27 protein-coding genes and 2 tRNA genes are annotated in these 26,437 nt (G+C 69.4%); 14 read left to right on the top strand and 15 right to left on the bottom strand.

The genetic code is table 11. The features are described 5' to 3' along the window. The first annotated feature begins 38 nt into the window (after positions 1-38). On the top strand, positions 39-944 hold the full coding sequence (locus tag PH203_RS01225) for a 2-dehydropantoate 2-reductase (protein WP_289915049.1): 906 nt from the start codon (positions 39-41) through the stop codon (positions 942-944). A 50-nt stretch (positions 945-994) separates the two neighbouring features. Here PH203_RS01225 and PH203_RS01220 read toward each other — a convergent pair whose 3' ends face one another. Continuing rightward, positions 995-1,186 carry a hypothetical protein gene (locus tag PH203_RS01220; RefSeq protein ID WP_289915048.1) on the bottom strand — a complete coding sequence of 64 codons (192 nt, stop codon included), beginning with the start codon at positions 1,184-1,186 and terminating at the stop codon, positions 995-997. A gap of 127 nt (positions 1,187-1,313) precedes the next feature. Between PH203_RS01220 and PH203_RS01215 the strand changes: the two genes are divergently transcribed. The 3 genes from PH203_RS01215 (at position 1,314) to PH203_RS01205 (ending at position 2,112) form a co-directional block, all read left to right on the top strand. Then, positions 1,314-1,640, top strand: coding sequence for a hypothetical protein (locus PH203_RS01215; RefSeq protein WP_289915046.1), 327 nt, complete (start codon positions 1,314-1,316; stop codon positions 1,638-1,640). Positions 1,641-1,670: 30 nt separating this feature from the next. Then, complete coding sequence (locus PH203_RS01210) at positions 1,671-1,958, top strand: hypothetical protein (RefSeq protein WP_289915045.1); 288 nt, start codon at positions 1,671-1,673, stop codon at positions 1,956-1,958. A 73-nt stretch (positions 1,959-2,031) separates the two neighbouring features. After that, positions 2,032-2,112 (top strand) — tRNA-Trp (locus PH203_RS01205). Positions 2,113-2,225: 113 nt separating this feature from the next. On the opposite strand, the gene PH203_RS01200 is transcribed toward PH203_RS01205, so the two are convergent. Beyond that, positions 2,226-2,297: transfer RNA gene (locus PH203_RS01200), tRNA-Val, on the bottom strand. A 217-nt stretch (positions 2,298-2,514) separates the two neighbouring features. Between PH203_RS01200 and PH203_RS01195 the strand changes: the two genes are divergently transcribed. The 4 genes from PH203_RS01195 to PH203_RS01180 all read left to right on the top strand — a co-directional run bounded on the left by PH203_RS01195 (position 2,515) and on the right by PH203_RS01180 (position 5,673). After that, positions 2,515-3,282 carry a DUF4097 family beta strand repeat-containing protein gene (locus PH203_RS01195; protein WP_289915042.1) on the top strand — a complete coding sequence of 256 codons (768 nt, stop codon included), beginning with the start codon at positions 2,515-2,517 and terminating at the stop codon, positions 3,280-3,282. A 74-nt stretch (positions 3,283-3,356) separates the two neighbouring features. Beyond that, positions 3,357-4,727 carry a hypothetical protein gene (locus tag PH203_RS01190; RefSeq protein ID WP_289915040.1) on the top strand — a complete coding sequence of 457 codons (1,371 nt, stop codon included), beginning with the start codon at positions 3,357-3,359 and terminating at the stop codon, positions 4,725-4,727. 25 nt (positions 4,728-4,752) lie between these two features. After that, positions 4,753-4,974, top strand: a complete 222-nt coding sequence (locus PH203_RS01185) for a zinc ribbon domain-containing protein (protein ID WP_289915039.1) — start codon at positions 4,753-4,755, stop codon at positions 4,972-4,974. 51 nt (positions 4,975-5,025) lie between these two features. Continuing rightward, positions 5,026-5,673 (top strand): DedA family protein, encoded by a 648-nt coding sequence (locus PH203_RS01180; RefSeq protein WP_289915038.1) that lies wholly within the window; start codon positions 5,026-5,028, stop codon positions 5,671-5,673. Positions 5,674-5,775: 102 nt separating this feature from the next. Here the strand turns inward: PH203_RS01180 and PH203_RS01175 are convergent, their stop codons facing one another. The 3 genes from PH203_RS01175 to PH203_RS01165 are packed head-to-tail and all read right to left on the bottom strand — an operon-like array spanning position 5,776 to position 10,291. After that, positions 5,776-6,597, bottom strand: a complete 822-nt coding sequence (locus PH203_RS01175; RefSeq protein ID WP_289915036.1) for an HAD family hydrolase — start codon at positions 6,595-6,597, stop codon at positions 5,776-5,778. After that, positions 6,597-9,068 (bottom strand): phosphoribosyltransferase, encoded by a 2,472-nt coding sequence (locus PH203_RS01170; RefSeq protein WP_289915035.1) that lies wholly within the window; start codon positions 9,066-9,068, stop codon positions 6,597-6,599. The genes PH203_RS01175 and PH203_RS01170 overlap by 1 nt, the downstream gene beginning before the upstream one ends. Before the next feature lie 56 nt (positions 9,069-9,124). Then, entirely contained in the window at positions 9,125-10,291 is a 1,167-nt protein-coding gene (locus PH203_RS01165) for an HpcH/HpaI aldolase/citrate lyase family protein (RefSeq protein WP_289915033.1), read from the bottom strand. Positions 10,292-10,488: 197 nt separating this feature from the next. Between PH203_RS01165 and PH203_RS01160 the strand changes: the two genes are divergently transcribed. Next, entirely contained in the window at positions 10,489-11,289 is an 801-nt protein-coding gene (locus PH203_RS01160; RefSeq protein ID WP_289915031.1) for a TerD family protein, read from the top strand. A 40-nt stretch (positions 11,290-11,329) separates the two neighbouring features. Here the strand turns inward: PH203_RS01160 and PH203_RS01155 are convergent, their stop codons facing one another. The 6 genes from PH203_RS01155 to PH203_RS01130 form a co-directional block, all read right to left on the bottom strand. Then, positions 11,330-12,067 (bottom strand): Tellurium resistance, encoded by a 738-nt coding sequence (locus PH203_RS01155; protein WP_289915027.1) that lies wholly within the window; start codon positions 12,065-12,067, stop codon positions 11,330-11,332. A 115-nt stretch (positions 12,068-12,182) separates the two neighbouring features. Beyond that, on the bottom strand, positions 12,183-13,322 hold the full coding sequence (locus PH203_RS01150; RefSeq protein ID WP_289915024.1) for a DUF475 domain-containing protein: 1,140 nt from the start codon (positions 13,320-13,322) through the stop codon (positions 12,183-12,185). Between the two features lie 125 nt (positions 13,323-13,447). Then, complete coding sequence (locus PH203_RS01145; protein ID WP_289915022.1) at positions 13,448-14,023, bottom strand: TerD family protein; 576 nt, start codon at positions 14,021-14,023, stop codon at positions 13,448-13,450. A 142-nt stretch (positions 14,024-14,165) separates the two neighbouring features. Continuing rightward, positions 14,166-14,741: a calcium homeostasis/redox stress adaptation protein gene (locus tag PH203_RS01140; RefSeq protein ID WP_289915020.1), complete on the bottom strand. Its 576-nt coding sequence runs from the start codon at positions 14,739-14,741 to the stop codon at positions 14,166-14,168. 113 nt (positions 14,742-14,854) lie between these two features. Further along, positions 14,855-15,313, bottom strand: coding sequence for a peroxiredoxin (locus tag PH203_RS01135; RefSeq protein ID WP_079309780.1), 459 nt, complete (start codon positions 15,311-15,313; stop codon positions 14,855-14,857). Positions 15,314-15,496: 183 nt separating this feature from the next. Next, entirely contained in the window at positions 15,497-15,934 is a 438-nt protein-coding gene (locus PH203_RS01130; protein ID WP_289915014.1) for a DUF3052 domain-containing protein, read from the bottom strand. A 364-nt stretch (positions 15,935-16,298) separates the two neighbouring features. Here PH203_RS01130 and aceE point away from each other — a divergent pair, with 364 nt between their 5' ends. Together aceE and PH203_RS01120 are read left to right on the top strand one after the other, a co-directional pair. Beyond that, positions 16,299-19,031: a pyruvate dehydrogenase (acetyl-transferring), homodimeric type gene (gene aceE, locus PH203_RS01125; RefSeq protein WP_289915013.1), complete on the top strand. Its 2,733-nt coding sequence runs from the start codon at positions 16,299-16,301 to the stop codon at positions 19,029-19,031. Between the two features lie 71 nt (positions 19,032-19,102). Next, on the top strand, positions 19,103-19,843 hold the full coding sequence (locus PH203_RS01120; protein WP_289915011.1) for a potassium channel family protein: 741 nt from the start codon (positions 19,103-19,105) through the stop codon (positions 19,841-19,843). Positions 19,844-19,879: 36 nt separating this feature from the next. On the opposite strand, the gene PH203_RS01115 is transcribed toward PH203_RS01120, so the two are convergent. Together PH203_RS01115 and PH203_RS01110 are read right to left on the bottom strand one after the other, a co-directional pair. Beyond that, positions 19,880-20,155 carry a small hydrophobic protein gene (locus PH203_RS01115; protein ID WP_289915009.1) on the bottom strand — a complete coding sequence of 92 codons (276 nt, stop codon included), beginning with the start codon at positions 20,153-20,155 and terminating at the stop codon, positions 19,880-19,882. Positions 20,156-20,403: 248 nt separating this feature from the next. After that, positions 20,404-22,023 (bottom strand): MFS transporter, encoded by a 1,620-nt coding sequence (locus tag PH203_RS01110; protein WP_289915007.1) that lies wholly within the window; start codon positions 22,021-22,023, stop codon positions 20,404-20,406. 67 nt (positions 22,024-22,090) lie between these two features. Here PH203_RS01110 and PH203_RS01105 point away from each other — a divergent pair, with 67 nt between their 5' ends. The 3 genes from PH203_RS01105 to PH203_RS01095 all read left to right on the top strand — a co-directional run bounded on the left by PH203_RS01105 (position 22,091) and on the right by PH203_RS01095 (position 24,938). After that, complete coding sequence (locus tag PH203_RS01105) at positions 22,091-22,717, top strand: TetR family transcriptional regulator (RefSeq protein WP_289915006.1); 627 nt, start codon at positions 22,091-22,093, stop codon at positions 22,715-22,717. 82 nt (positions 22,718-22,799) lie between these two features. Then, complete coding sequence (locus PH203_RS01100; RefSeq protein WP_289915003.1) at positions 22,800-24,008, top strand: alpha/beta hydrolase; 1,209 nt, start codon at positions 22,800-22,802, stop codon at positions 24,006-24,008. Between the two features lie 66 nt (positions 24,009-24,074). Next, positions 24,075-24,938: a DUF4429 domain-containing protein gene (locus PH203_RS01095; RefSeq protein WP_289916590.1), complete on the top strand. Its 864-nt coding sequence runs from the start codon at positions 24,075-24,077 to the stop codon at positions 24,936-24,938. Between the two features lie 3 nt (positions 24,939-24,941). Here PH203_RS01095 and PH203_RS01090 read toward each other — a convergent pair whose 3' ends face one another. Together PH203_RS01090 and PH203_RS01085 are read right to left on the bottom strand one after the other, a co-directional pair. Further along, on the bottom strand, positions 24,942-25,958 hold the full coding sequence (locus tag PH203_RS01090) for an aldo/keto reductase (protein ID WP_289915001.1): 1,017 nt from the start codon (positions 25,956-25,958) through the stop codon (positions 24,942-24,944). Then, entirely contained in the window at positions 25,955-26,428 is a 474-nt protein-coding gene (locus tag PH203_RS01085; protein ID WP_289914999.1) for a MerR family transcriptional regulator, read from the bottom strand. The genes PH203_RS01090 and PH203_RS01085 overlap by 4 nt, the downstream gene beginning before the upstream one ends. Positions 26,429-26,437: the final 9 nt, after the last annotated feature.

Here is a 26,437-nt window from a genome sequence, read left to right as displayed (position 1 = left end):
ACCACCCAAGGGGCCGACCCACGAAGGGAGTTCGTGTGATGACGCACGACCGGAAACTCACCGTGGCCGTACTGGGTCCGGGCGGTATCGGCGGCCTGCTCGCCGGGCTGCTGGCCCGGGACGGGCACCGGGTGATCTGTCTGGCCGGGAACGAGACCGCCGCGGCGCTGCGTACGTCCGGGATCCATGTCCGCAGCGGCCCGTACGGGGACTTCACGGCCGAGGTGGAGGCGGACACCGAACTGCGTACGCCCGTCGACGTCTGCCTGGTGGCGGTCAAGCACACCGCGCTCGACGCGGCGCTGGACCGCGTACCGCCCGCCGCCCTGGGCGACGCGCTGCTCGTACCGTTCCTGAACGGTGTGGAGCACCCGGCGGCGCTGCGGGCCCGCTACGGCGAGGAGGCGGTGGCCCCGGCGGTGATCCGGACGGAGTCGACACGGGTGGCGCCGGGGGAGATCGTCCACGGCAGCCCGATCGCGGAGATCGACCTCAGCGGCGACAAGGTGCCCGAGGACCGCCTGAAGACGCTGGCGGAGGTGCTGGGCGCGGCCGGGCCGAGCACCCGGATCCTGCCGGACGAGACGTCGGCGCTGTGGGCCAAGATGGCGTTCCTCGCACCGTTCGCCCTGCTCACCACGCGGTACGCGGCACCGCTGGGCGACATCCGCACACGCCACCGCGAGGAGCTGACCGCCCTGGTCGAGGAGACCGCCGCGGTCAGCCACGCCTCGGGCGCCACGGTGGACGCGGCACAGGCCCTCGCACGCTACGACGCGTTCCCGCCGCAGACCAAGTCCTCCATGCAGCGCGACGCCGAGGCCGGTCTGCCGCTCGAACTCGACGCGATCGGCGGGGCGTTGCTGCGCGCGGCGGACGCGCACGGGGTGCCGGTGCCGGTCGCGGCCCGTCTGGTACGGGAGTTGCGGGACGCCGGGCACTGAGACGGGGTTGAGCCGTCGGGTCCGGGCGGGGTCACCCGCCGCCCGGGCCCCTACTCGTCGCTGCTGTTGTTGCCGCTGGACGAGCGCGCCCTCTTGCGCGAGCTGTCCAGCAGTTTCCCCAGACCGACCGTCACCGCCGCCACGACCCGCACCCAGCGCGGCCCGCCACGCTCCGCCCACACCACGCACACACATCCGAAGACGGCCAGCGCCAGGACGCCCAGCAGCACCAGAGTGATCATGTTTTCCCCGTCCCTGTGTCCGTATGACTGTGGCGATCTTCTCAGTTCACGCATGCCGTCCGCTTCGAACACACGAACTACCCCAAGAAACTCGCACCCCTAAATCGAACAGGCGTAGCATTGCGCCGTGGCTACGACCTATGACTTTCCGAGTGACCTCCTCGCCGGTCAGGAGGAGCTGCATCAGGTCCGGGCCGAGCTGTCGGCCCTGCTCAAGCGGCTTCCCTGGTCGGTCGAGCCCCTGGACGGATTCAGCGATTCCGCGGGCTGGCGCAAGGTGGAGCGCCCCGCCTCCCCCGGCTGGACCGCCGACGAACAGGCCGAGGTGGAGAAGCTCAGGCGGCGCGAGCACGAACTCGCGGTCTTCGTCAGCGGCCACCGCTTCTGGTCGGAGTTCGCGGGGGCCGAGCGGGTGGAGGCCCGCATGAAGCTGAAGCACGCCGACGGCGACTGAGATCCCGTGCCACATGACCGAGGGGGGACCTTGGAACAGCACGAGGGATCGCACCAGCGCGTGCGGGCACACATCGGCAACGCCCAGACGATCACCGCGAACGCCGACGTCACCACCCTCAGCGAGACGGAACGGGAGCAGGCGGACACCGAGTGGCGGCAGTCCGCCCTCATCGTCACCCAGAACCCGGCCTGCTTCAGCGTCGACGACCGCGCCTCGGCCCAACAGCTCCTCGACGACCAGGAGATGACCGCCGCACAGAACGCCGCCCCGTGCGCGTCGGCGAAGGACTGGGCAGAACGCTCCCTCTTCTGCTGAACCACACCGCCCAGCCCCCGTGAACCACCCTGCCCCCGGTAATTGACGTGCCCCCGCCAGGAGGCCGTCATAGGCTGGGCGTCGTTCAGGTGCGCAGGCTGCGGCTACTTCTCCTCCAAAGAGAGCGACGCGGGTTCGAATCCCGCCGCCGGCTCCGGCCGGTGTCGTCCAGCGGCCCAGGATGCTTACGTCGCCGCCGCCGACCTTGATCTCTGAACACATGAAACGGCCCCCCGGAGATCGCTCCGGAGGGCCGTACTTCATCGGTGGGCGCGGACGGTTTCGAACCGCCGACATCCTGCTTGTAAGGCAGGCGCTCTACCCCTGAGCTACGCACCCGGGCCTGAGCTGTTGCGCCCAGGACGAGTCGACAGCCTACATTGCCGCAGCCCCTGGTCTGCAAACCCATATCGCGGAGCCGCTCCTCAGGGCCGGACCCCAGGGTTTTCCGGGGGTTTCCCCCACCCCCGATCCGGGAGCGTCCCGGATCCCCCCGTGGCTTCCCGGTCCGTACGGTCGAAGAACCTCGTCAGTCCGGCTCCAGGGGGAGATCCCAATGGCACGTACCGTCATCGCCCGCGTCGTTCTCAGCGTCGGGGCCGTCGCCCTCATCGGGGGTGTCAGTGCCTGTGGGGCCTCCGCCGGGGATGACAAGGATCCGGAACAGCGGACCTTCGCGCTTCAGGGGAAGACACTGACCATCGACTCCGACGACTCGGCGCTCGAGATCGTCGCCGCCGATGACAACAAGGCGGGGCAGGTCGAGGTGACCCGGTGGTTCCAGGGGACGGTCGCCATCGGGAAGGACCCGAAGGTCACCTGGTCGATGGAGGACGACACGCTGAAGCTGCGGATGAAGTGCTCGGGCGTGGTCGCCGACTGTGCGGCCAAGCACCGTATCGAGGTCCCGCGCGGTGTCTCCGTGAAGGTCGAGGACGGGGACGGGAGCGTGCGGGCCAAGGGGTTCGAGGACGCGCTGAGCATTCGTACGGGGGACGGGTCCGTGCATGTCACCGACTCCAGCGGGCCGCTGGAGCTGAAGACCGGGGACGGGTCCGTGCGGGCCGAGGTGACCTCGCGCAAGGTGACCTCCGAGACCGGGGACGGGTCGGTCCATCTCGAACTCGGGGCCGTGCCGGACCGGGTGGAGTCCAGGAGCGGCGACGGGTCCGTGACGATAGACGTGCCCGAGGCGACGTACAAGGTGACGACCAAGACCGGTGACGGCGGGGTGGAGGTCTCCGTGCCGCGGGCCGATTCCAGCAGCCATGTCATCGACGCGCGGACCGGTGACGGCAAAGTCACGGTCCGGACCGCGAACTAACGGGCCCGTGTGTTCGTCCTTAACCGGTGGGAGAATGACACCGGGCCAGGACGGACACAGCACGGGAGAGGGATGTGACGGCGACACCAGCGCAGCCGTACTCGCCGTCGGAGCCGCGCGCGCGTCACGCGCTGCGCGACGCACTCACCCTCGTCGCCCTGCCCCTGGTCGCCGCGCTCGCGCTGCCGGCCGCGTTCGCCGGCGGCGGCACCCGGCGCTGGTTCGGCGGCCGCTCGGAGAGCCAGCGGGCCGAGGCACAGGCCGCGAAGGACGCCGCCGCGGCCGCGTTCTACGAGCTGGACACCGCCCAGCGCGATCTGCGGATCTCGATAGAGACGATCACCGCGGTCGACGACTCGCCCGCCGCCCGGCGTGCGGTCACCGACTTCGAGGCGATCAGCCGGCGGATCGACGAGGCGAGCCACCGGTACATCGAGGCCGTCGACGCCCATGACCTCGACCGTGACGACCTGGAGGCCTCGGTCGCGGTACGCGCGCGTACCGAACTCACCAAGGCCAAGGACGAGCTGGCCGACGTCAAGCGCGAGCTGGACCGTTTCGGCGACAGCCTCGGTCCGCTCCTCGGCAAGGCCGAGACCCAGCTGGCCCGTCTCGCCCCCGCCGTCGAGCGGGCCCGCCAGGGTCTGCTGGGCGCCTCCAACGCCCTGGACGCCGTACGGCAGTCGGGGCTGAAGGCGGACGACATCGCCGCCCGTCTCGCCGCCCTCGGCCCGGAGCTGACAAAGCTCAACCAGGGCGCAGGTCAGCATGGCGTCCCGCAGACCCTGGAGCGTGCCGAGCGGGTCGCGCGGGAGGCCGAGGCGGTCCGGGTCGAGTCCGAGCGGCTGCCCGAGAAGGCCGCCGAGATCGACCACCGGCTGGTCTCCCTGCGCACCCGCGCCCAGGCCCTCACCACGCGCGCGGGCCAGGTCGACCCGGTCCTGAGCGAGCTGCGCCGCCGCTTCACGGCCGCCTGCTGGCAGGACCTCCAGCAGGTCCCGGGCCAGGCCGCGGAGAACGTGCGCCAGGCCGAGCAGAAGCTGACCGAGGCCCGCGCCGCGCGCGACGACCAGCGCTGGCCGGACGCGACCGCGCTGCTGTCGACCGTACGGGCCCTGCTGAACACCACCGACGAGTCCGTCTCGGCGGCGGGCGACCGCCTGCGGCGGCTGAACGCCGTGCAGAAGGACCCCCAGCAGGAGATCGACCGCACCCGCTTCGCGATCCGCGACGCGCAGCGGCTCGCCATGACGGGCCGCAACACCCCCGATCCCCGCCATGCCCGCCCTCTCGACGACTCCGTGGCCCGCCTGGAGCGCGCGATCGGCACCCTGGAGGGGCGGCACCCCGACTACTGGCACTTCCTGACGGAGACGGAGGCGGTGCGGCGGACGGTGGCGCGGGTGGTGGCGCAGATCCGGGAGGAGCGAGGGGCGGCGCACTGAGGCCCCAGGCCGCTAACCTGTGCGCATGCCTCGCTACGAGTACCGCTGCCGGACCTGCGGCGACACCTTCGAACTGAGCCGTCCGATGGCGGAGTCCTCCGCTCCCGCGGACTGCCCGGCCGGTCATGACGACACGGTGAAGCTGCTGTCGACGGTGGCCGTCGGCGGCTCGGCGTCCGCGCCCGCACCGGCGCCGCGGGCCGCCGGCGGTGGCGGCGGATGCTGCGGTGGGGGCTGCTGCGGCTGAGAGGCCTTTTCCTCAGGAAGCCTTCAGGTTCGGTTCCCTACCGTGATCGGTATGACAGCCGCACCGCAGTGGATCAACGGACTCATGGACACGCTCGGCGCGCCCGGCGCCGGACTGGCCATCGCCCTGGAGAACCTCTTCCCTCCGCTGCCGAGCGAGGTGATCCTGCCGCTCGCGGGGTTCGCGGCCAGTACCGGTCGGATGAACCTGTGGGCCGCGCTGCTGTGGACCACCGCCGGTTCGGTGATCGGCGCGCTCGCCCTGTACGGCGTCGGCGCGCTGCTCGGCCGTGACCGCACCGTCGCCATCGCGGCCCGGCTGCCGCTGGTGAAGGTCAGCGACATCGAGAAGACCGAGGCGTGGTTCCTGCGGCACGGCACGAAGGCGGTCTTCTTCGGCCGCATGATCCCGATCTTCCGCAGCCTCATCTCGGTCCCGGCCGGCGTCGAGCGCATGCCGCTGCCGGTGTTCCTGGGCCTGACCACGCTGGGCAGCGCGCTGTGGAACACCGCGTTCGTGCTGGCGGGCTATCTGCTGGGCGACAACTGGACCCAGGTCACGGACCTGGTGTCCGCGTACTCGAAGGTGGTCCTCGCCGGCGCGGTACTGGCGGTGGCGGCCTTCATCGCCGTACGACTCCTGCGGCGCCCGGGCTCCGGCCGACGCCGGCGCACGCAGGACGTGGGCGCCAACTCATAGCGGGGCTTCGAGGCGAGGGCCGCGCCCTTCACGAACTCCAGCGCCGCCCCGCCAGGAACCCACTCGGACTCCCTGGGCTCACCTCAGCCCTCCATCAGGTCGTCAGGACCCCTCGCGAACCCCCCGCACCCCCTTCAGGAACTCCCGCAGGATCCGCTCGCCCGCCAGCACCCCCCGCTCCGGCAGTGCGCTGATCGTCGCAGCGGAGAAACCCTCGTCCGCCAGTTCGCCGTGGCCCGGGCGCCAGCCCTGGTCCGCGGCGAGGAGGAGGTCGGCGTCGAGGAGGGAGTCGCCGGCCGCCAGGGTCAGGTCGGCGCCGGTGCGGCGGGCGACCTCGTGCATGGCGGCGCTCTTGGTGAGCGGCTTGGGGACGGCGTAGATCTTGCGGCCCTGGAGGGAGACCGTCCAGCCGAGGTTCTCCGCCCAGACCGCGAGTTCCTTGACCCAGTCCTCGGGGAGGAGTTCGCGTTCTACGACGAGGTAGGCGAAGAGGTCCTCGGCGACGCGGTGCTTGCGGACCCACACGGGGTCGGCGGTCCGCAGCAGATGCTCGCGGACCTCGTCCAGCGGCGCGCACTCGTCGGCGAGGCGGGCCTGTACGCGTGCGTGCCAGTCGGCGTCCGAGACGCCGTCCACGAGGAGGTGCCCGCCGTTGGCGCAGATCGCGTAAGTCGGCGCGGGGCCGGGGAGGTTGATGCGCTGGTACTGCTTACGGGTCCGGGTGGTCGTCGGCACGAACACCGCCGCGTCGCCGAGGTCGGCCAGCAGCGCGGCGGCCGTCTCGGTCATGTACGACAGCGGCCTGCTCTCGTGGACCTCGACGCAGAGCAGCCGGGGCGCCCGCGCGTCCGGCATGGTCAGCGCGAGGGCCGCCGAGGAGTAGATCAGCGTACGGTCGAGGTCGCTCGCCACCAGTACCGGCATCAGACGTTCACCGCCTTGCCGTCGGCGCCCGTTGCTCCCCGCGTGTACTTGGGGTGGATCAACCCCACGCAGGTGTACGGGAGTTCGTCGACCTCTTCCACAGGGACACCTCTCTGCTCGGCCAACAGGCGTACGTGGTCCAGGTCGGCGCCCGCTCCGGCGCGCGCGAGGATCTTCCAGGGCACGCGGCGCAGCAGGACGCGAGTCGTCTCGCCGACACCGGGCTTGACGAGGTTCACGTCGTGGATGCCGTACTCCTCGCTGATGCGCTCGACTGCCGCCCAGCCCTCCCAGGTCGGGGTGCGGTCGCCGGACAGGAGTTCCTTGGTCTGGGCGTCGACCGCGTCCACGACCTCGGGGAAGGTGGCGGCGACGGCGTCGAGGAAGTCCACGGAGACGTCGACGCCGGCGAGTTCGCGGTAGAACTTCGCGCCGTGGAAGTCGTGGGGACCCACGAGGTCGGAGCGCAGGACGGTCCGTGAGATGAGGCCGGACACCGTCGAGTTGAGGCAGGCGGAGGGGATGAGGAAGTCCTCGCGGGTGCCGTAGGTCCGTACGCAGGAGCCCGGGTCGGCCAGGACCGCGATCTCCGGGTCGAAGCCGGTGATGCCGTCGGAGGTCTCGAACTCCTTGATGGCGTCGGCCAGTTCGCGGGTGATCGCGCCCTTGCCGGTCCAGCCGTCGACGAACACGACGTCGGCGGGGTCGTGGTGGGCGGCCAGCCAGCGCAGGGCGTTGGCGTCGATGCCGCGGCCGCGGACGATCGACACGGCGTAGTGGGGCAGGTCGAGGCCGTGCCGGAAGTTCGCCCAGCGGCGCATCAGGACGCCGACCGGGGTGCCCGCCCGGGCGAGGGAGACGAGGACCGGGCGCGGGGAGCGTTCGGCGAGGACGATCTCGGTGACCGCGCCCACCGCCTGCGCGAGCCGGGCCGCGGAGGCGTCCAGCGCGGTGTGGAACAGCTGCTGGTACTGCTCGCTCGGCTGGTACTCCACCGGCAGCGACTCCGCGTAGTGCGCGCCGCCGCTCTGGATGGCCTCCTCGCGCTCCTCCGTCGGGGCCTCCAGGGTGACGTCCGAGAGGTCCTGGAGCAGCCAGCCGACCTCTTCGGGGGCGTACGAGGAGAAGGCGGGGCCGCGGAGGGGCTCGGGCAGCATCGGGGGCCTTTCGGGGACGTACAGGGGCTCGGGGACGTAGGAGGGGACGACCGCGAGGAGGACCTGCGGGGTGTGTTCGGCCAGCCGGGCCAACAGGCCGTCCGGTGCGTGCAGTTCCGGTGTGTCGGCGGTGGAGTCGATCACGGCGACGATCGCGTCGAAGCCGGCGCCGGCGATGTTGTAGGCGTAGCGGTCGCCGGGTCCGTCCGCGGGGGCGTCGTGGGCCGGGAACGTGATGCGGGTGCGGATGGCGTAGCCGGGGTCGTCGACGGCGAGGACGGGAGAGCGGGTGGTGGTGGAGTAGCGGACCTCGACGTCGGCCACCTGTTCCAGTTCACGGGCGAGCCTGAGGGGGGCGTACATGAGCTCTTCGAAGCCGAGGATGTGTACGCGGCGGGCGTTGCGCGGCAGAGCCTCGGCTAGGCGGGCCGCCATCGCGGGGAGTGCGTTGTCCAGGCGTATTCGGTGCTGGGGCGTGAAGCCGTGGCGTCCGCCGTCGGGGAGTCCGTGGGGCCAGAACAGGTCGACTCGCCTGTGGGTCGGCTGCGGGCCCGTGGGGGCTTGCCGCGCCCCTGCGTTGGGCATCTCGAACCTCGCTACAAGGTCCTGCCCCTTCTCCAGGACCCCTTCCGGCAGACCCACCGTCCCCGAAGCCGCCGCCACCAGGTCCACCCTCGCGCCTATCTCGCGCGCGAACGTCTCCAGGCGGCCCGCGTCCGCCGCCGAGCGCATGTCCACCAGCGCCACCACGACGTACCGTCGCCGCGGATAACGCTCATGCAGGTCCCTGATCGTGTTCAGGACCGTGTTGCCGGTCGAGAACTCGTCGTCGACCAGGACCAGCGGGCCGTCGCCGACCAGCAGCGCGGGGTCCTCCGGGAGCAGTAGATGCGAGGTGGCGTGGGAGTGGGACTCCTCGAAGCCGCCCGCCGGGGCGACGCCCGCCACCGGGCGGCGGGTGGAGTGGAGGTAGGGGGCGAGGCCGATGCCGTCGGCGACGGAGTGGCCGAGACCGGTCGCGGTCTCGGCGTAACCGAGGACGACCGCGCGTCCCGCCTCCTGTGCGCCCAGCAGGTCCCGCACCCGGCGGCCGAGTGCGAAGCCGTAGCCGTAGACCACGGAGGGTGACTGGGGGACGTGCTTGCCGAGCACGTTGGAGACCAGGAGGTGGGCGCGCTTGGGGTTGCGGCGCAGGGCGAGGCCCAGCAGGTCGGTCAGGGTGTCGTCGCCCTGGAGTTCGACCCCGAGTCGTTCGGCGACCCAGGTCCCGGTCCAGACCTCGCCCGGTACCTCGTCGTTCACTGCGTTGTTCATGCGTCCCTTGTGTGTCACCGGCTCATGTGTGCAACCGGCTCAGTCGGCTGGGTGGCTCAGTCGGGGATTCCGGCGGCGAGCAGCTCCACGAAGCCGACGTCCTCGCGCGCCACCCCGAACACCTCGGCGCGCAGCATGGTGCGCTCGGCCCAGGCGCGGTGGGGCTTCACCTCGTTCATCTTGTTCGTGTACTGCGACCTCAGTACGCCTCCGCCGCCTCGCTCGGGGCGGAGGATGTCCTGGGCGTCGCTGAACTCCTCGTGACTGACCACGGACAGTGCGTGCACGGGCAGGACGTGCGAGGGATGGATGCAGGTCTTGCCCATCAAACCGTTCGCCTGATCAAGCGTAATCTCCCTCAGCAGCCCGTCCATGGCGTGCTCGATGAGGGCCTCGCGCAGCTCCTCGGCCTGGCCCTCCAGGAAGGGGCTGCGGCGCAGCTGCGGCTTGAACATGCGCTCCTGGACGCGGAAGTACTCCCAGACCGGGCCGGTCACCGTGAATCCGGTGCCGTCGGCGCGTCCCAGCATGTTCACCACGTCGGCGATCACGGAGGCGACGATCTGGACGTCGTACGCGGTCATGTCGGGCGCTCTGCGCAGCCCGTACGAGGAGCAGAAGTCGGTGACGCCCAGGCGCAGCGCCAGGACGCGGTCGCGGTACTTGTCGACGGCGCGGGCGATGCCCTCCAGGGCGTCGACGCGGGACTCCCGGTACATCAGCTCGGGCGTCTCCAGGACGGGCATGCCGAAGAGCCGGCGTCCGCTGGCGGCCTCGGCTCCGGAGAGGGCCTCCAGGAAGGGGATGCCGCGTTCCTCGGTGAACTTCGGGAACACGAATCCGGACAGCAGCCGGACGGTGGGGCCGAGGCGCTGCACGAGGTCGGGGATCTGCTCGGGATGGCGGACCCGGATGAAGAGCAGGGGGAGATCGGCCGACGCCCGGCCGGCGAGCTCGGCGAACTGGCGTACGAGGTTCTCCTCGGCTTCCACGACGTCCTCGTCGCCGATCGAGTCCTCCAGGCACAGCACCATCGAGACCACGCCACGCCCGACCTGCTTCATGATGTCGTCGGCGAGCCGCGGCCGCGTGGCCGGGCTGTACAGCGTGGCGCCCAGGGCCGCGGAGAGCAGCCGGGCGGGAGAGTCGGCGTCGAACTCGCACGGCTCCTGGTGGAAGAGGCGCTGGCGCACCTCTGAGGCGATGTGCCCGAAATGACGCATATAACTCCCCCGTGGCAGTTGAGTCACCTGTGAACGGTTCACAGGTGGCCGGTAATAGTACGTAGAGACCCATGTCAGGGGTTCCCACCGGGCATGAATTTCAGGTAACGCTGCAGGGCAGGGCCGGGGGCGGATCGGCCCCCGGAACCGGCACCCCCGCGTTGTCGTGACCGCGACCGAGAGGGCAGGATGACCGCATGACGCACGCGATGCTGAAGGGGTCGAACGTCCCGCTCGAAGTCACCACGGTACGCGCCGTGGTGCGCTGGACGCCCGGGCAGGGGGACACGGATGTCGACGCCTCGGCGCTGCTCCTCGGCCCCGACGGACGTGTGCGCTCCGACGAGGACTTTGTCTTCTACAACCAGCCCCGGCACCCCTCCGGGAAGGTCCGGCTGCTCGGCAAGAAGCGGGTCGCCGAGGGCCTCACCGATACGATCCAGACAGATCTGACCGGTGTCGAGCCCGACGTCAGGCAGATTCTTCTGGTCGCATCGGCGGACCGCGTCACCTTCGACCGCGTAAAGGGTCTGCGCATTCTGCTGTACGACGCCACGGTCGCCGATGCCGAACCGCTGGCCTACTTCGACATCAAGCCGCAGACCGGCCAGGAGACCGCTCTGATCTGCGGCGAGCTGTACCGCCGCGGCGAGGGCTGGAAGTTCCGCGCCCTGGGTGAGGGCTACCTGGACGGCTTGCAGGGCCTGGCGAGCGACTACGGCATCGTGGTCGACGAGTCGGAGGCGGCCGCCGAGGAGCCGGCCCCGCTTTCCGAGCCGTCTCAGCCCCTTCCCCCCGAGCAGCCGGCGACCGCGGTCCCGCCGCAGCCGGCGTACGGCTACCCCCAGGCCCCTCCGACGACCCAGCCGGCCTACGGCTATCCCCAGCCGACCAGCCAGCCGGCGTACGGCTACCCCCAGCCCGCACCGGCAGCGGCAACGGCCCCGGGCCCGGACTTCCGGTTGCCGCCACAGGGCCCGCAGTTCATCAGGGGTTAGGGGCGTCCGGGGTCAGGGGGCAGGAGTTAGGGGTCAGGGCTCAACGCTCAGCCTTCGTCTTGTAGCCGCGTCCCCACTGCAGTCCCCACCCGTACAACCGGTCCAACTCGGCCTGGAACCCGTAGACGAACTTCACCTCGCGCCGAACCATGATCTCGCCCTTGACGTTCTCGATCATCACGACTGCGCAGGAGCGGGCCTGCGGGTGACGTTCGTCGAGGCCTATCTCGATGCGCGGCCCGTTGCTCGGATACAGCGTCACGATCGCGTGCGTACGGTCGAACGCCGGCGTCTGGTCGTAGATGTAGACGAACACCAGGATCCGCTTGATCGACTCCCGGTGGTCGAGGTTGACGTAGATCGTCTCCCCGGACGCCGACCCGAACCGGTCGTCCCCGCTGAGCTTCACGTACGGCGCCGAGTTCACGTCCCCGAAGAGCCCGCCCAGCGGCTGCACGACACCCTTGGAGCCGTCGGTCAGCTCGTACAGGCACCCGAGGTCGAGGTCGACGTTGACCATGCTCTGGCTGTGCCCCATGACCTCCGGCGGCTTGAGCGCGCGGAAGGGGTGCCTCAGCAGGCTCTCCCGCTGGGAGCCGCCGATGTCGGAGGTCCGCATCCGCCAGGCCAGGTTGATGCGCAGATGCCCGGTCTCCGCCCCCTGCTTGCTCAGGGAGACCCGGTCGTGCCGCTTGGTCAGCTCGATCGAGTTGGTCGCCGCGTTGCCCGAGTCGAACTCGGCCGCGCGTCCGCTCCAGAGTCCGTCCAAGAAGCCCATTCCCGCCCCCACGTTCACGTAAAAGACCGGCGGGGCGGCGTCGAGGAGTCGACGCCGCCCCGCTCAGAGCGTTCCTCACCCGAAAGGCTGTCACACCCTTCGGGCACATCGAGTGCTAGACGGAGACCTCAGTCTTCTCGTCCGAGCCCGCTTTTCCCTCGGCTTCCGCGAGGGCCTTGTTGCGGCGCAGCGAGGACCAGAAGGACCAGGCGATGAGGACGACACCGATGAGGCCGGTGATGACCTCGTGGATCTCGTACTGGATGGTGATCATGAGGATCACGGCCAGCGCACCGATCGCGTAGTGCGCGCCGTGCTCCAGGTAGACGTAGTCGTCGAGGGTGCCCTGGCGGACCAGGTACACGGTCAGCGAACGGACGTACATGGCGCCGATGCCGAGGCCCAGTGCCATCAGCACGATGTCGTTGGTGATGGCGAAGGCGCCGATGACTCCGTCGAAGGAGAAGGACGCGTCGAGGACCTCGAGGTAGAGGAACATGAAGAACGCGGCCTTGCCGGCGAGGACGACGGCCGAGCGTGGCTTGCCGGTGCGGGCCGCCTCTTCCTCCTCCTCGTGTTCGCGTTCCTCCTCCTCTTCGAGCTTGTCCTCGAAGTAGCCGGAGAGCCCGCCGACGATCATGTAGGTGATGAGACCGGCGATACCGGAGAGTAGAACCGTCTCTGCCTTGTCGACGTGCGCGCCGCCGTGCTGGTGGGCGTTGGCCGCGAAGGTCATCGAGGTGATGAGCAGGACGACGAGGGCGATGCAGACCGACAGCATGTCGATCTTGCCGAGCTTGGAGAGCGGGCGCTCCAGCCACCCGAGCCACTTGATGTCCCGGTCCTCGAAGATGAAGTCCAGGAAGATCATCAGCAGGAACATGCCACCGAAGGCGGCGATCGCCGGGTGGGCGTCGGTGACCAGCTGCTGGTACTGGTCCTTGTCGTTGAGGGCGAGGTCGACGGCCTCGATCGGACCCATCTGGGCGGTGACCGCGACGATGACGACCGGGAACACCAGCCGCATGCCGAACACGGCGATGAGCACACCGATGGTGAGGAAGATCTTCTGCCAGAAGGCATTCATCTTCTTCAGGATTCCGGCGTTGACCACCGCGTTGTCGAAGGACAGCGAGATCTCAAGGATGGAGAGGATCGCCACGATGCCGAAGCCGGTCCACCCCCCGTAGAAGACCGCCGCTACGAGGCCGAGCGCGGTGACCGCGAACGACCAGCCGAAGGTTTTCAGAACCACTGGCTACCCAATCCTGTATGTACGGGTCTCCCCCGCTGCCGTACTCGGCTTTACCTAACTTTGAAGCGGAGTCTAGTCGGCCCCTCTGCACCCCCCGTGGGCCCCCGGTTTTTGCTCATAACGCGTTACGAGACGTTGACCCCGAAGTCGAGTGCGATGCCCCGTAGTCCGGACGCGTACCCCTGGCCCACGGCGCGGAACTTCCACTCCCCGCCATAGCGGTAGACCTCGCCGAAGATCATGGCGGTCTCGGTGGAGGCGTCCTCGCTGAGGTCGTAGCGGGCGAGTTCCTGGCCGTCGGCCTGGTTCACCACACGGATGAACGCGTTGCTGACCTGGCCGAAGGTCTGGCCCCGGTTGTCGGCGTCGTGGATCGAGACCGGGAAGACGATCTTGTCGCACTGGCCCGGCACCTTCGAGAGGTCGATCAGGATCGACTCGTCGTCGCCGTCGCCCTCACCGGTGAGGTTGTCGCCGGTGTGCTCCACCGAGCCGTCCGGGCTCTTGAGCTGGTTGTAGAAGACGAACCACTCGTCGCCGAGCACCCGTCCGCTGTTGCACATCAGTGCGCTGGCGTCGAGGTCGAACGGGGCTCCGGTGGTGGAGCGTGCGTCCCAGCCGAGTCCGATCATCACCTGTGTGAGGTTCGGCGCGGCCTTGGACAGGGAGACATTGCCTCCCTTGGCGAGCGTGACGCCCATAGTGCTGGTCCCTCCCCGTGTGCTGCCTTTACTCGTGGTCCTGCGCGTCCGGCGCCGCACCGCGGTCGGTACGGCGCCGGACGGGGGTGGTTCGGCTCGGGGTGAGCGCGCTGACGGCGCTCCCCCCTCAGGCGTCCTGTCCTCAGACGTTCACGCCGAAGTCCTGCGCGATGCCGCGCAGGCCCGAGGCGTAGCCCTGGCCGATGGCGCGGAACTTCCACTCCGCCCCGTGCCGGTACAGCTCGCCGAAGACCATCGCGGTCTCGGTGGACGCGTCCTCGGAGAGGTCGTAGCGCGCGATCTCCGCCTCGCCGGCCTGGTTCACGACGCGGATGAAGGCGTTGCGGACCTGGCCGAAGGACTGCTGGCGGTTCTCGGCGTCGTAGATGGAGACCGGGAAGACGATCTTCTCGATCTCGGTCGGCACGCCCGCGAGGTTGACCTTGATCTGCTCGTCGTCGCCCTCGCCCTCACCGGTGATGTTGTCGCCGGTGTGCTCGACCGAGCCGTCGGGGCTCTTGAGGTTGTTGAAGAAGACGAAGTTGGCGTCGCTGCTGACCTTGCCCGAGGCGTCCAGCAGCAGGGCGCTGGCGTCCAGGTCGAAGTCGGTGCCGGTGGTGGTGCGGACGTCCCACCCCAGGCCGACGATGACCGCGGTCAGGCCCGGGGCCTCCTTGGTCAGCGATACGTTGCCGCCCTTGCTGAGGCTGACTCCCACGAGTCCTCCATTGGTGTCCAGGGGCGGGGAGCCCCGCCATGCGTTTGATACCGGATCAACGAGTCGATCCTAGTGACGGGTTCCCGCCCTACGCAGGGCTTGGGAGCCAACAATCACAGGGTGTCGAGGGCCTTCACGTACTCGTTCAGGTCACGCGCGTCGGGCAGGGCGTTGACGACGGTCCAGCGGACCACGCCCTCCTTGTCGATGACGAAGGTGCCGCGCACCGCGCAGCCCTTGTCCTCGGCGAAGACGCCGTAGGCGCGGGAGACCTCGCCGTGCGGCCAGAAGTCGCTGAGCAGCGGGTACTCCAGGCCCTCCTGCTCGGCGAAGACGCGCAGGGTGTGGATGGAGTCGTTGGAGACGGCGAGCAGCTGGGTGTCGCGGTCGGAGAACTGCGGGAGGTTGTCGCGCAGCTCGCACAGCTCGCCGGTGCACACCCCGGTGAAGGCGAAGGGGTAGAAGAGCAGGACGACGTTCTTGCTGCCGCGGAAGTCGGACAGCTTCACGGTCGCACCGTGGTTGTCCTTGAGCTCGAAGTCGGGGGCCTTTTCGCCGACCTGGATCGCCATCGCGTGAATGTCCCTTTCGGTGAGGCTGTTCGGGTGGTGGGACCACACTACGCAGCGATCACCGAAAGCCGACGGACGGGCTGAGGAATCTCAGCCCGTCCGGCGTTCGAGGACGAGGCCGTTCAGGCCGATCGGGGGTCTGGGGGCGCAGCCCCCAGAATCACCGGCCCGACCGGCGGAGCGTCAGCGCTTGGACTTGGCCGCCTTGGGCGTCACGAGCCGGCTGCCGCTCCAGTCCTTGCCGACGCTGACGCTCTTGGAGGCCGAGAGCCCCGCCGTCGTCGCGGCTTCGGAGATGTCACTGGGCTCGACGTAGCCGTCGCGGCCGGTCTTCGGCGTCAGCAGCAGGATCGAGCCGCCCTCCTCGATGTACGTGGTGGCATCCACCAGTACGTCGGTGAGGTCGCCGTCCTCGTCGCGGAACCACAGCACCACGGCGTCGGCGACGTCGTCGTATTCCTCGTCCATCAGCTCGCTGCCGATGACTTCCTCAATGGCCTCGCGGAGCTCCTGGTCGACGTCGTCGTCGTAGCCGATCTCCTGGACCACCTGCTCGGGCTGGAACCCCAGCCTTGCGGCAGGGTTCGTCCGCTCCTCCGCGTGGTCCGCGGTCGCGCTCACGGGTTGCCTCCTGATCATGTTTTGGGAATAACTCAGCCACGCGCGTGCGCGAAGCATTGGCCGTAGTCCACACGGGCGGGACGGATCGCGCAAGTACCCGGCCGTTCAGACCGCCGAAACGGTGACGTTCCTGGCCGTGTCACCGCAACTCCAGGCACACGATTCCTGACGGAAGTGACCTATGCCACACCTTTCTGCCCGCTTTGCACCGTTGGGAACCGGAGTGAAACTTGAGAGAGCTGGTGAAGGGCCCTGGTTACCTCTCAGTAGAGATGACGTTTGCCTCCCCGAGGTACACGATGGGGAGCGGTGCAGACATCCCGCATACCCATCGAAAACAGCCCTCTGACAGCGAAGGAACAGCGTGGCTTCCGGATCCGATCGCAATCCGATCATCATTGGCGGCCTTCCGAGTCAGGTTCCTGACTTCGATCCCGAGGAAACCCAGGAGTGGCTCGACTCCCTCGACGCCGCCGTCGACGAGCGCGGCCGGGAGCGGGCCCGCTATCTGATGCTGAGGCTGATCGAGCGGGCCCGCGAGAAGCGCGTGGCCGTGCCCGAGATGCGCAGCACGGACTACGTCAACACCATCGCCACCAAGGACGAGCCGTTCTTCCCCGGCAACGAGGAGATCGAGCGCAAGATCCTGAACGCGACCCGGTGGAACGCCGCTGTCATGGTCTCCCGCGCCCAGCGGCCCGGCATCGGCGTCGGCGGCCACATCGCCACCTTCGCCTCCTCGGCCTCGCTGTACGACGTGGGCTTCAACCACTTCTTCCGGGGCAAGGACGAGGGCGACGGCGGCGACCAGGTCTTCTTCCAGGGCCACGCCTCCCCGGGCATCTACGCGCGCGCGTACCTGCTGGACCGGCTGAGCGAGGGGAACCTCGACGCGTTCCGCCAGGAGAAGTCCAAGGCGCCGTACGGGCTCTCCTCGTACCCGCACCCGCGGCTCATGCCGGACTTCTGGGAGTTCCCGACCGTGTCGATGGGCCTCGGTCCGATCGGCGCGATCTACCAGGCGCGGATGAACCGCTACATGCACGCGCGCGGGATTGCCGACACCTCCAAGTCGCATGTGTGGGCGTTCCTCGGCGACGGCGAGATGGACGAGCCGGAGTCGCTCGGCCAGCTGACCATCGCCGCGCGTGAGGGCCTGGACAACCTGACCTTCGTCGTCAACTGCAACCTGCAGCGCCTCGACGGCCCGGTGCGCGGCAACGGCAAGGTCATCCAGGAGCTGGAGTCGGTCTTCCGCGGCGCCGGCTGGAACGTCGTCAAGCTGGTCTGGGACCGCTCCTGGGACCCGCTGCTCGCGCAGGACCGCGACGGTGTGCTGGTCAACCGGATGAACACCACGCCGGACGGCCAGTTCCAGACGTACGCCACCGAGACCGGCGCGTACATCCGCGACCACTTCTTCGGTGACGACCACCGGCTGCGCGCGATGGTCGAGAACATGACCGACGACCAGATCCTGCACCTGGGGCGCGGCGGTCACGACCACAAGAAGATCTTCGCGGCGTTCTCGGCGGCCAAGGCGCACAAGGGCCAGCCGACGGTGATCCTCGCCAAGACGATCAAGGGCTGGACGCTGGGCCCCAACTTCGAGGGCCGCAACGCCACGCACCAGATGAAGAAGCTGACGGTCGCCGACCTCAAGGGCTTCCGCGACCGGCTGCACATCCCGATCACCGACCAGGAGCTGGAGTCCGGCGCGCCGCCGTACTACCACCCGGGCCGGGACTCGGAGGAGATCCAGTACATGCACGACCGCCGCAGCTCGCTCGGCGGTTACGTCCCGACGCGTGTCGTACGCGCCAAGCCGCTGGCCCTGCCGGACGACAAGACGTACGCGACCGTGAAGAAGGGGTCGGGTCAGCAGTCGATCGCGACGACGATGGCCTTTGTCCGCCTCCTCAAGGACCTCATGCGGGACAAGGAACTCGGCAAGCGGTTCGTGCTGATCGCGCCGGACGAGTACCGGACGTTCGGCATGGACTCGTTCTTCCCGAGCGCGAAGATCTACAACCCGCTCGGCCAGCAGTACGAGGCGGTCGACCGGGATCTGCTGCTCGCGTACAAGGAGTCGCCGACCGGGCAGATGCTGCACGACGGCATCTCTGAGGCGGGCTGCACGGCCTCCCTCATCGCCGCGGGTTCGGCGTACGCCACGCACGGCGAGCCGCTGATCCCGGTGTACGTCTTCTACTCGATGTTCGGTTTCCAGCGCACCGGTGACCAGTTCTGGCAGATGTCGGACCAGTTGGCGCGCGGATTCGTGCTGGGTGCGACTGCCGGACGTACGACTCTGACCGGTGAGGGTCTGCAGCACGCGGACGGGCACTCGCAGCTGCTCGCCTCGACCAACCCGGGGTGTGTCGCGTACGACCCGGCGTACGGGTTCGAGATCGCGCACATCGTGCAGGACGGGCTGCGGCGGATGTACGGGCCGGACGCCGAGGACGTCTTCTACTACCTCACCGTCTACAACGAGCCGATCCAGCACCCCGCCGAGCCCGAGAACGTGGACGTCGAGGGCATCCTCAAGGGCATCCACCGCTTCAGCGAGGGCACTTCGGGGTCGATCCCGGCGCAGGTCATCGCGTCCGGTGTCGCGGTGCCGTGGGCCCTGGAGGCGCAGAAGATCCTCGCCGAGGAGTGGAACGTGCGCGCCGACGTGTGGTCGGCGACCTCCTGGAACGAGCTGCGGCGCGAGGCGGTCGAGGTCGAGCGGCACAACCTGCTGCACCCGGAGGAGGAGCAGCGGGTGCCGTACGTGACGCGGAAGCTGTCGGGGGCGCAGGGGCCGTTCGTGGCGGTGTCCGACTGGATGCGGTCGGTGCCGGACCAGATCGCGCGGTGGGTGCCGGGGACGTACCAGTCGCTGGGCGCCGACGGGTTCGGCTTCGCCGACACCCGGGGCGCGGCCCGGCGCTTCTTCCACATCGACGCGCAGTCGATCGTGGTGGGTGTGCTGACCGAGCTGGCGAAGGAGGGGAAGGTGGACCGGTCGGTGCTGAAGCAGGCGATCGACCGCTATCAGCTTCTCGACGTGTCGGCGGCGGACCCGGGTGCGGCGGGCGGCGACGCGTAAACCGGTAGGTGTGTGAAGGGCGGTGGGGCCCCGTGCCCCCACCGCCCTTACCTTTTCTTTACGATGCGGTCATGAAGGAACAATCGGCGCAGGAGCGTTGGGAACACCTGACCCAGCGGCCCCTGATGGCGCTCGCGGTCGTGTTCGCCGTCGCCTATGCCGTGCCGATCGTGGACGACGCGGCCGGACAGTCGCTCACGACCGTGTGCACGGCGATCGAGTGGGCGGTGTGGGGGGCGTTCGCCGCCGACTACCTCGTACGGCTGTCGCTGTCGCGGGACCGGCGGCGGTTCGTGCGCAAGCACTGGCTGGACCTGGGGGCCGTGGTGCTGCCGCTGATCCAGCCGCTGCGGCTGCTGCGGGTCGTCGCCACGCTGCTGCTGGTGCAGCGGCGGGCCCGGATGGCCTCCCAGATCCGGCTGACCACATACGTCGCCGGCGCGGTGGTGGGCCTGCTGATGTTCGGCTCCCTGGCGGTGCTCTCCGCGGAGCGGGACTCACCGGACGGGAACATCCGGACGCTGGGTGACGCGGTCTGGTGGTCGTTCACCACGATGACGACGGTCGGCTACGGGGACCACGCGCCGACCACCGGACTGGGCCGGATCATCGCCGTGGGCCTGATGCTGTCCGGCATCGCCCTGCTGGGTGTGGTCACCGCGAACATCGCGGCCTGGTTCATCGCCCGCTTCGAGAAGGACGACGTGGAGGAACGCCTCCAGACGGAAGCCATCGTGGCCCTGACGGAGGAGGTAAAGGCCCTCCGAGCCCAGGTGACAGCCCTCCAGGAACAGCACTCGATCAGACAGTGAGGCGGGCCCCCGGCCCATCCGCCGGGGGCCCCTCCCTCACATCAGCCACATCAACGCGGCGATGGTGTCGATGGCACCCAGAACCACAGCCACCACAGCCGTCACCGGGCGACCGCCCGACCACCTACGGCCCATGGCCAGCCAACCCGCCACGATCGCAAGAGGACCGAGAAGAATCCCCAGCACGAAGAAGCCCGCGATCGCACAGATGACTCCGATGATTCCGAGCGTGGCGCGATCCGGCCCGGTCCGTGACCACGTCCGGCCACGTGAGCGGGGGTGCCTGCGCGTTCGGTGTCCGAAGCCCGCCATCGTCAACAACTCCCAGAACCCCTAGGCAGGTTGGGTTCGAGAAGGCGGGTACCCCCACAGCACGGCTCAATCCTCCGGCCTTGCGGCGCGCCGCCCCCCTCCGGCAGCGCGCCGCAGCACCGGCCACCCTCACCCGGCATATTCCGTGCCGTGCGGAGGGCTTGACTAACTGTGACCTGCGGCGCGTACCGGGGGCGAGGAATCTTTAGCGTCTTCACCCTGATAGGCGAAGTCGCCTTGAACGCACGTCAGATGTGGCCTGCTCCTGCTCCCGCCTCCGCGTTCTCGCCGCGCTTGGTGAGGAAGGCCACGAACACCGCGACCGTCGCGACCGCCGCCGCCACCAGGGACGCCAGGCTCATGCCGGAGATGAAGGTGTCGTGCGCGACGTCCGTGATCTTCGCGGCGATCTCCGGCGGGGTGCCCTTGGCGACCGGCGCCGCACCGACCTGCACCGCTTCCGCGGCCTGGTCGAGCTGGGCCGGCGTGAGCTGGGGCAAGCCCGCGTCCTTCCAGTTGCCCGCGAGGTCGCCGTCGACCTTGGAGGCCATGACGGCGCCCAGGACCGCCGTACCGAGGCTGCCGCCGATCTGCATCGCGGCCTGCTGGAGACCGCCTGCCACGCCCGACAGCTCCATGGGGGCGTTGCCGACGATGACCTCCGTCGCGCCCACCATGACCGGCGCGAGGCCGAGGCCGAGCAGGGCGAACCAGAGGGACATCACCGCGCTGCCGGTGTCGGTGTCCAGCGTCGACATGCCGTACATGGCGATCGCGGTGGCCGCCATGCCGCCCGCCAGCGGGATGCGCGGGCCGAGCTTGGTGATCATCGCGCCCGCGAGCGGGGAGCCGACGATCATCATGCCGGTGAGGGGCAGGAGGTGCAGGCCCGCGTCGATGGGGCTCATGCCGTGCACGTTCTGCAAATAGAACGTCACGAAGAACAGGCCGCCCATGAACGCGATGGCCATCAGGACCATCAGCACCACACCCGCCGAGAGCGGGACCGAGCGGAACAGCGCCAGCGGGATCAGCGGCTCCTTCACCTTCGTCTCCCAGAAGGCGAAGAACGCGAAGCCCAGGACGGACGCGGCGATGAACGTCCACGTCTGTCCGTCGCCCCAGCCCCACTCCGGGGCCTTGATCAGCGCCCAGACCAGGCAGAACATCGCGGCCGAGAGAAGGGCTATGCCCAGGAGGTCGAAGGAGCGCGGGGCGTTCTCCGCGCGGTGGTCCAACAGGATCACCACGCCCAGGGCGAGCGCGAGGACACCCACCGGCACGTTGATGAAGAACACCGACTGCCAGTTGACGTGCTCGACGAGGACACCGCCGAGGATCGGGCCGCCCGCGGTGGAGGCACCGATGACCATGCCCCAGATACCGATGGCCATGTTGAGCTTCTCGGCCGGGAAGGTCGCCCGCAGCAGACCGAGCGCGGCCGGCATCAGCAGCGCGCCGAACAGGCCCTGGAAGACCCGGAAGGTGACGACGAACGCGATGCTGTCGGACAGGCCGATCGCACCGGAGGCGGCCGCGAAGCCGACCACGCCTATCAGGAAGGTCTGGCGGTGGCCGAAGCGGTCACCGAGCTTGCCCGCGGTGATCAGGGCGACCGCGAGGGCGAGGAAGTAGCCGTTGGTGATCCACTGCACCTCGGCGAAGGTGGCGCCGAGGTCCTGCTGGATGGCCGGGTTGGCGATGGCCACGATGGTGCCGTCGAGGGCCACCATCATGACGCCTACGGCGACGGTGATGAGCGTGAACCAGGGGTGGCCGCGCAGCCCCGAGGCCCGCGCCCCGTCCGACGGGGCGGCCGGCCTGCCGTCCCCCGGCCCCGTCTTGTCGAGCGTGGTCTGACTAGTCATGCGTTCGAATCTAATGACAGCCACTGACAATTGACAAACCAATTCATAAGTCGGTAACTGACACAGCATGGAAACCCTGCGCGAACGCAAGAAACAACGCACCCGGGAGGCGCTCCTGCGGGCCGCTCTGGAGCTGTTCACCACCCGGGGGTACGAGCAGACGACCGTCGACGACATCGCCGACGCCGTCGAGGTCTCGCAGCGCACCTTCTTCCGCTACTTCGCGAACAAGGAGGAGGCCGCCCTCGCCGTGGAGGCCATGACGGTCGACCACTTCATGGAGGTGCTGCGCGGCCGCCCGCCGCACGAGGCCCCGATGGAGGCCCTGCGCCAGGCGGTCCTGGAGGGCTGGGACGCACTCAACGACATCGTCGAGTCCGTCGTACCGGTAGAGCTGTACCTGCGCATGTACCGGGTCATCGAGTCGACGCCGGTGCTGCTCGCCGCCCATCTGCGGCGCTCGATGGAGGTGGAGGAGACCGTCGCGCGGGTGATCGCCGAGCGCGAGGGGCTCGACGTGGACACCGATCCCCGGCCGCGGCTGGCCGTCGCCGTGTTCAGCGGGGTGATGCGGGTGACCGAGCGGCAGTGGAGCACGGGCGCGGACTTCAGCCTGGACGCCATGCGGACGCTCACGGTTTCGTATCTCGAACAGGTGGGCCCGGCACTCACCGGTGACTGGCGGACAAACTGAGGCCATCGTCACGCGGGCCGAAACGTGACCTCCGTCACTGGGTTAACGCGAGACCCTCTCGTTCTCCTAGTGTGTCCTTTCAGTGACTTCCTTCGACACCTCTCCCCAACTGAACGTCTGGCGCGCACTGCTCGCGCTGGCCGTGGTGTTCGTGATGCTGGCGACCACCGGCTGGACCGCCCTGCGCAGCAACCGGAGCACGTCCCCGCTCCAGGCTTCGCTCAGCGCCTGGGAGCACGGCCGCATAGCCGGACACCGGCTGCCCGACCCGGACTCCGCACCGGCGAAGCTCTCCCGCTTCTTCGCCTCGCTGACCGTTCAGCAGCGCACCGTACTCACCCACCGCTTTCCGCTCGCGGTCGGCAACATGAACGGCGCTCCCGTGGAGCTGCGTTACCGCGCCAACCGCGTCGCGCTCGGCCAGGCCCGCGCGTCCGAGCGCAAGCGCATGCACGACAGCCGGCTCTCGCCCGACGGACAGCGCGAGGCGGGCCGCCGCATGCACCGCTACGAGTCGCTCATGAGCGACAAGCGCAAGATCCTCGCCTTCGACCCGGAGGGCAGCGGGCGGATCGCCGAGGTCTTCGGCAATCTGAACAAGGCGGAGCGGATCTCGGTCGTCGTCCCCGGCGTCGACACCGATCTGCTCACCTTCCAGCGCACCCACCGCAAGTACTCGGCCCCGGTCGGCATGGCCAAGTCCCTGTACGCGGCGGAGAAGGCGGCCAGTCCCTCCACGCGCACGGCGGTCATCGCCTGGGCCGACTACACCGCCCCCGGCGGTCTCGGCCTCGACTCGGCGACCGGGGCGCGCGCGGAGGAGGGCGCCGTCCGGCTGGACGCGCTGGTGCGCGCGCTGCCCGGCGACTCGCCCGTCTCCCTGTTCTGCCACAGCTACGGCTCGGTGGTGTGCGGGGTCGCCGCGCACCGGCTGCCCGGCCGGGTGGCCGACATCGCGGTGGCCGGCAGCCCCGGGATGCGGGTCACGAGCGCCTCGCAGCTGCACACCTCGGCACAGGTGTGGGCGATGCGGGACACCGACGACTGGATCCAGGACGTGCCGTACCTGGAACTCGGCGGTCTCGGCCATGGTGCCGACCCGGTCTCCTCGGCGTTCGGGGCGCGGGTGCTGTCGGCAAAGGACGCCAAGGGGCACAGTGGCTATTTCGAGCCGGGCACCGAGAGTCTGCTGAACTTCGCCGAGATCGGCGTTGGCGCGTACCGCTCGGTGCACTGTGCGGAGAATGACAAGGCCTGCCGGGCCGGTTTGTCCGGCACCGTGGCGGGCTGACGCGCGTAGCGCCGCAGGAATTGCGGCCCGCGCAGGGAGGCGACGGAGGGGCTCGTGCCGCATACGATGAGCCGCATGGGTGACGTACTGGCCGGATTTCATGCCGCCTGGGAGTTCGAGTCCGACTCCGTGCTCATCCGTTACGAACGGGGGATTCGAACACCCAAGCTCTTCCAGTCCCTGGGAGAGCGGCGGATCCCCCTCTCGGCACTGGCCGGCGTGACGCTGACGCCGGGCAAGCGCGGCACCGTGGTGCTGCGTGCCGAGCCGCGCCCCGGCGCCGATCCGCTGATGGAGGCGGCCGCGGGGCAGCTGAAGGAAGGGTGCGATCCGTACCGCCTTGTGCTGCCGGCCGAGCGGGAGGTGCTCGCCGAGTACTACGCGGACGAGCTGCGGTCCCGCTTGCTGCCGGACGCCGATGAACCGGCCGAGCGTTTTCTGGTGCCGGCGCCCGAAGTGCCGCTGTCCTTCAAGGCGTACGACGGCAAGGCGTCCTTCGACGGCAAGACCGTGCACTACCGCTGGTTCTGGACGGGGGCGTCGTCGGCGAAGTGGAAGGCGGGCGACCAGAGTTTCCCGGTCGCCGAGCTCAGTGGGGTGGAGTGGCGCTCGCCGGAGGCCTTCGAGGGGCATCTGCGGCTGCTGCGCCGGGACGGCGAGGCGCAGCCGGCGCAGGCCGACCAGGATCCGGCGGCGGTGGTGTTCGGGCTGGGATACGGGCCCGTGCACGAGTCACTGCCGTTCGCGGCGGCGGTGCTGGCGGCGGTCCGTGAACGCGGTTCGATGGCGGCGGTGCCGGCCAGCGCGCCGAGGCGCGATCCGGCCGACATCGCCGAGCGCATCCGTCACCTGGGAGAGCTGCACCAGGCGGGCCTGGTCACCGACGAGGAGTTCTCGGTGAAGAAGGCGGAGTTGCTGGCGGAGCTCTGAAAATCACTCCCGGCCCGCCGACGTGAACGCCATGTCCGCGTACCGGTCCCCGGCCACCTTGCCCGCGATCGGCTCCAGCAGGGCCAGTTCCTCCTCCGTCAGTTCGATCCTGGTCGCCGCCGTGTTCTCCTCGACCCGGCCGGCCTTCCTCGTACCCGGGATGGGGACGACCGTCAGGTCGTGCACCCGGGCCTGGTGCTGGACCCAGGCCAGGGCCACCTGTCCCAGGGAGACCCCGTGGGCCTCGGCGACCGTGCGGATCGGTTCCAGCAGGGCCACGTTCGCCGCCGCGTTCTCGCCGGTGAAGCGGGGCTGCTGGCGGCGGAAGTCGTCGGCGGTGAGGTCCTTGTCGGCGTTGGCGAAGGAGCCGGTGAGGAAGCCCCGGCCGAGCGGGGAGTACGGGACGAGGGCCACGTCCAGCTCGCGGGCGGCCGGGACCACGCCGGTCTCGATGTCGCGGCTGAACAGCGACCACTCCGACTGCACGGCGGCGATGGGGTGCACCGCCTGGGCCGTACGCAGTTCCGTGCCCGTGACCTCGCTGAGGCCGAGGTGCTTGACCTTGCCCTCGCGGACCAGCTCGGCCATGACGCCGACGGTGTCCTCGATGGGGACGTTCACATCGCGGCGGTGCATGTAGTAGAGGTCGATGACGTCCACGTCGAGACGCTTCAGGCTCGCCTCGACGGCCTGGCGGATGTACGGGGCGTCGTTGCGGATGACGCGGCGGGTGGGGTCGTCCGGCGGGATCGACAGGGCGAACTTGGTCGCGATGACGACCTCGTCGCGGTGGGCCTTGAAGAAGGGGGAGAGGAACTTCTCGTTCTCCCCCGCGCCGTACGCGTCCGCCGTGTCGTAGAGGGTGACGCCGAGTTCCAGGGCCCGCTCCAGGGTGGCCCGGGACTCGCCCGCGTCCGTGGGGCCGTAGGCGAAGCTCATGCCCATGCAGCCCAGGCCCTGCACCCCCACCTCGGGGCCGCCGGCGCCCAGTCGTGCGGTCGGGATCCTGCTGTCGGTCATCCGGCCTTCTCCGTTTCGCGGGTGCGTCCCGCCTCGCTGTAGAAAGTGATCTTCAGGTCGAGCACGGCGAGCGTGTCCTGGAGCTCCGCGATCCGGGACAGCACGTCCCGGCGGGTCGCCTCCAGGAGCTGGGAGCGCTGGCCGTAGGTGTGGTCGCCCTCGCGGACCAGCTCCGCGAAGCGGACCATGTCGGCGACGGACATGCCCGTGAGCCGTAGCTTGCCGACGAAGTCGAGCCAGTCCAGGTCGGCGTTGCTGTAGCGGCGCTGGCCGGTGTGCGAGCGGTCGATGTGCGGCATCAGGCCGATGCGCTCGTACCAGCGGAGGGTGTGTGCCGACAGGCCGGTAAAGGCGACGACCTCGCTGATCGTGTAGCTGTCCTGCCCCTCGGGGCGCCGGTGCGGGCGCGGCGGGGCGCTGCAGCTGTCGGTCCTGGTACCCGTGGTGGTCGTGGTCTCCATCACCGTCATGACTTCAAC

Source organism: Streptomyces sp. S.PB5, assembly GCF_030403745.1.
Lineage (GTDB): Bacteria > Actinomycetota > Actinomycetes > Streptomycetales > Streptomycetaceae > Streptomyces.
The sequence above is the reverse complement of the archived record's forward strand: the minus strand, read 5'-3'. Positions and strand labels throughout refer to the sequence as shown.